Raw genomic sequence first — 4,520 nt, 5'->3', positions numbered from 1 at the left:
CTTTCTCACCTGTCTCACGAACTACAGCAGGAAATTAACCGCTTCAAGCTGTAAGTTGTCGAAAAACCAAGCGTTATCGATTTGAAATAGTTCCAATAATATTACCATTCCCGTGCAAGCGGGAATGCACTTGAGTTCATATCGCAACATCCTGGTCACTTACCGGGTTTACCGCACGAACAAAAAAACCTCTGCCTTTCAGCAGAGGTTTTGTATTTAGGAAGCAGTGTGTTTACTGCCAACGTTGCGAATAGGTTTAGCTACAAGGCTTAACAAGCGCCCATGGACCACCCGCGTCAGGTCGGTTACCACTTGTCCACCACTTCGCCTTATAGACATTACCCTGATAAGTCACTTGGTCGCCACCAGTGTAGACTGCACTCGCATCCCATGCTGCTGGACATGTTGGCGCCTGACCAGGCTCAAAGCTGACTACAAGTACAGATGAGGCACTGACAGCTGTAAAGGTATAGCTATTGGCTACTGATTGAGCAACACCGTCTACTACAATAGATTTCACTTTATATCCACTGTCGGCAATGAAATTAACGGTGAAATCTGTTCCGCCTTTCGCTTGTAATATGCCATTAGCATCAGGAGTCGGGGAAATAACGCCGCCAATACCATTTACAGTTGCACTGATTTCAAACATCACAGAAATATCCGTTGTAACTTCAGAGAAGTTACCGCTAAATCCTGCAAAGTTCGATGCACTCAATGTTTTTACATCAGTATTTTTAAGTACAATTCGTTTCTTATCACCTTTTGCATAAGGTTCGATCAACGTAAGTACCGTGTCTGCCCCTTCCTGTGTCAGCTTAACTGCAGCAAACGGGACTGGCTGATTGCTCGGTACTGTCAAAACAGTTTTCGCTGCATCGAAACTGTTTACAACCAGTTCCATGTTCCAACCCCAGTTAATATGGTTGAGCGGAACAATGAAGCCAAGACGGTCAAATCCACCAGTGACATTGCTAAACATTTCAGCGGTAATATCGGCAAGAGTAAGACCAACTAACTCGTAAGAGGCATATATGCCACCATCTTCTGCTTGTGGACCAATAATGATAGATGTTGAGGTCTCATAAGCCTTGAGGTGTTTAAATCCGATACCGGCACTACCTTCGATTTTATCGACAGCAGGATCAAAGCCCTGTACCACTTGCTTACCTGTATTCCATGCCAGAACATAGGTATCTGACTTCGTGAGAACAGCAGCTGGATTTGCACTAACTGCAGCAGCAGATACACCTTTCAGCACAACACTCTGTCCGGCAAATTGCAGCTCGGTATCACCGGTCATGTCTGAAATGGTCAGAGACGCCAGCGGATCAGAAGCCTGCCAGCCTCGAAGTACAATCAGATCATCACCAACGGTGAAATCACTAATCGTGGTAACAGAGCCTTTTTCCTCATTAAGTAGAATTTGGTCTTTACCGCCACCGGTGATCACTGTGTCGCTGCCCCACCCGGCTGTCATCACTTCATCATAAGTAGAGCCATGGGTTATGCTATTTCCAGGGACATCGAACAATGTATCGTAAGCACCGAACTTATGTACGTACTTTGTGATACAAGTATTTGTTTCATCACAAGTTATTTTATCTTTAAGCAGCAGGGCTGCAGTTCCCCATGCTCCACGCAAATGGGCAGCAGCTAGGAGTCCTGACATTGTCGATTGGATTTGGATTGGCTGACCGTTTTCATCTTTACCTGGCCAGCTTTTTGCCAGCGCCTGCTCCCATGTCATGTTGCCATCAGCTAGCAGCTTACTCATTACCTTGTAGTTGAAATGCATCGCATCACGTATAACCAGCTCTTGTTTTTCCGGTATGAGCAAATCTTCGAACGAGTTCACGCCGTTTTTGCCAACAAAGGTTCCTTCCCACTGATTGGTGTCAGTAACATAGACTTTATTACCGCCAGATCCTTCGATTTCAGCCAGAGCTTCCGTTTTACAGCCGATCCAGGTGGAGTCAGGAACGAACATGTAGAAACTGTCATAGTTTTTACCTTCGATAGTGACTTCTTTCGGACTATAGTAACCCGCATCGATCAGCAAGGCTTCACCGAGTTGATACCCGACAAATCCCCATGCGTTCATTGAGTTAAATTGCATGGAACGGAACATGGCACTGTCATGAGGAGTCAACGGGTTATAAATGGTATCAATGCCCAGCTTTTTAAAATACTCCCTAACGGTTGTTGGTTCCGAAATCATCGAACCGGTAGCACAATCTCGTACTAATCGCCCTGGTTTTGTAACCTTGGCATACCCATACTCTAAAGCCGATGGGTTGTCTAAATTCGCTAGGTAGAAATCAGCCTTAGCTGGGTTAATCCCTGATTCAAAATCGCGTAGCGAATCAAGAAAAGCCTGCATCCCGCCTTCGGCAGCTAGTACAGGGGATGACAATCCCAAAATGACGGCAGCTGATACTGCTTTAATATGTGTTTTCAATGTTCTATCCTTTTTCCGATTGAATAATACGAGCATGAAGCCCGTGGGTTATTTCCGATAACTATTAGTAAAACTGATCACTCATCTTCACTGAGGCGAAGCCGCTGTGATAAATGGCGAAGCAGGTTAATACATCAAGCCTTGTCGAAACGCAGGAGTACTATCTAATGAGAGAAAGAAACGAGCTCCCACTGATAGGTAGTTCCGCATCAAAAAATGTCGTCGCGCTGGCCCCCACATCGGCAAGAGTACTTCTTGTCCCCAACTCAATACCCTGTGTATGATGGTGATATACCAGCAGGGGCACTTGCTCCCGGGTATGACGGGTATGACCGATGAAGGGATCATTGCCATGATCAGCCATCACGACCAGTACGTCATCGCTCTCCATAAGTGCGATAACCTGTTCTAATCCCTTGTCTGATTTCTCTAGAATTTTCCAGTACTGGCGCGGATCCTGAAGGTGTCCCGATAAATCCGTTTCCTGGACGTTGGCACAGAAAAAGCCCGTTGCATGTTGCTTTAAATCCTGATGCAAGAGCTCGAAGACCTTATCGGTGTCGACCACTGACATATATGACGTTCCGGATTCATTTTGAACGATATCGGCTACTTTTCCGTACAAGTAAGTATGTATACCTGCCTCATGGAGCTTTTGGGGAGCTTGAACAGCTGGATCGACGCCGTAGCCCAAATGGACAACCTGGAACCCATTGTCATATGTTCCGGAAGCAGGCGAGTTAACGCCGATATATTTAGCTTTTCCGTCAGGGCCAGCCTTGATTTCAATGGCATCAAATATCTGCTGCATAGAGTCGACAAATCCACCGAAAGCGATGTTACGACCAACCACATTGGCAGAGCGCACCACCCCCCCAATCTCTTTGACTTGATCGAAACTGATTTGAGAAAAATTGGCCGTCAGGTTGTACACCTGTCCCAAATCAGCTTCTAGGTTGTCGCCTACCACCACACAATCATTCACGACAAGAAGCTGTAAGCCGTGTTTTTCCAACCGTCTAACCTGATAGTTTCTTTGCAACAATGCCTGCTCTATAGCATCAATTGACTGCTGGAATGCCATGACGGCTGGCGGTTTAGGAAGAGTGCCCATGATCTCCTGATGGCCCATGAATGTGTCTCCACCTTCATGGGCAAGCCATGCTCGCCCCCAGTTTGCGACAGAACTGGCTTCCATAACCGATTTAGTTTCACCCACTACATTGAGTAGTCCCAACTTTTCAAGCGTTGGCAGCGTTTTAAGCGGGAAGTGATTGAGTAACTTTTCTGCCGTATTAGCGCCGGAATCCTGAGGGCGAACTACCGGCACATCAGGCATTTCACCAACACCAAAACCATCTAGTACCACCACAATAAATCTAGCCATAAGACACCTCATCACCTAAAGAATTGTAAGTACCCACCAACTCAGGATCTCCCTGCGAAATACCGGCAATCAGTGCAACGTCACTACGGGTAACGAAAACTTGAGTGCGAAATGCCATAACCACCGGCGAACCAATTGCGAATTTCCCTTCGAGCTTTAAGTGGTAATCAATGTTTGAATCGTCATCGTTATTAACAGGCACAACCACCTCCTGCTCAGCTCGGTCATTTTCGCCTTGGCAGACCAATGCCAAAGCTAGATTTCCTCGGCGATAGTAACCACCGCCGTAGCAGTAACTGTGATCCCCATAATGATGTGAAATCTCACTGAGATAGAGCACCGAAACCTTTTCAGGCTGACTCCCATCATGATTGGCTGGCGTGGTTCCTGTCAGGGCATGTCCCGGTTCACCATGCGTGCCCCCGAACTCCGCCAACAAGGGAAGAGTTTCACAGCTTGTTGACGATGGACCATTAACTTGTTCAATGTGGTATCCCAGCTCTTTGGCCTTATCCGTAGATAATTTCAAGGTGTTCAGGTTTACCGTTGGGCGTGTTGTTTGTGATGCTGAATCATATAAGAAGCAAGGAAAATGTGTTAGACCAGTAAGCTTAAGGTTTGGCAGGGCAGTGATCTCTGCCAATACCTGTTCTAATTGCTCAATAGGAAACC

3 protein-coding genes are annotated in these 4,520 nt (G+C 46.4%); all 3 read right to left on the bottom strand.

What is annotated here, in order from left to right; genetic code table 11:
- Positions 1–256 precede the first annotated feature (256 nt).
- Positions 257–2,383, bottom strand: coding sequence for a carbohydrate-binding protein (locus tag MHN01_RS17620; RefSeq protein ID WP_239412533.1), 2,127 nt, complete (start codon positions 2,381–2,383; stop codon positions 257–259).
- Positions 2,384–2,621: 238 nt separating this feature from the next.
- Complete coding sequence (locus MHN01_RS17615; RefSeq protein ID WP_239412532.1) at positions 2,622–3,848, bottom strand: phosphopentomutase; 1,227 nt, start codon at positions 3,846–3,848, stop codon at positions 2,622–2,624.
- A partial coding sequence (locus MHN01_RS17610; RefSeq protein WP_239412531.1) for an alanine racemase occupies positions 3,841–4,520 on the bottom strand: 680 nt, incomplete at its 5' end. The genes MHN01_RS17610 and MHN01_RS17615, both read right to left, overlap by 8 nt.

The organism is Photobacterium sp. OFAV2-7 (genome assembly GCF_022347985.1).
In the GTDB taxonomy this organism is placed as follows: Bacteria; Pseudomonadota; Gammaproteobacteria; order Enterobacterales; family Vibrionaceae; genus Photobacterium.
The sequence above is the reverse complement of the archived record's forward strand: the minus strand, read 5'-3'. Positions and strand labels throughout refer to the sequence as shown.

Coding starts and splice junctions, on each gene's coding strand:
- MHN01_RS17620 (WP_239412533.1), bottom strand. CDS start 2,383: ATGCAGGCTTTTCTTGATTCGCTACGCGATTTTGAATCAGGGATTAAC.
- MHN01_RS17615 (WP_239412532.1), bottom strand. CDS start 3,848: ATGGCTAGATTTATTGTGGTGGTACTAGATGGTTTTGGTGTTGGTGAA.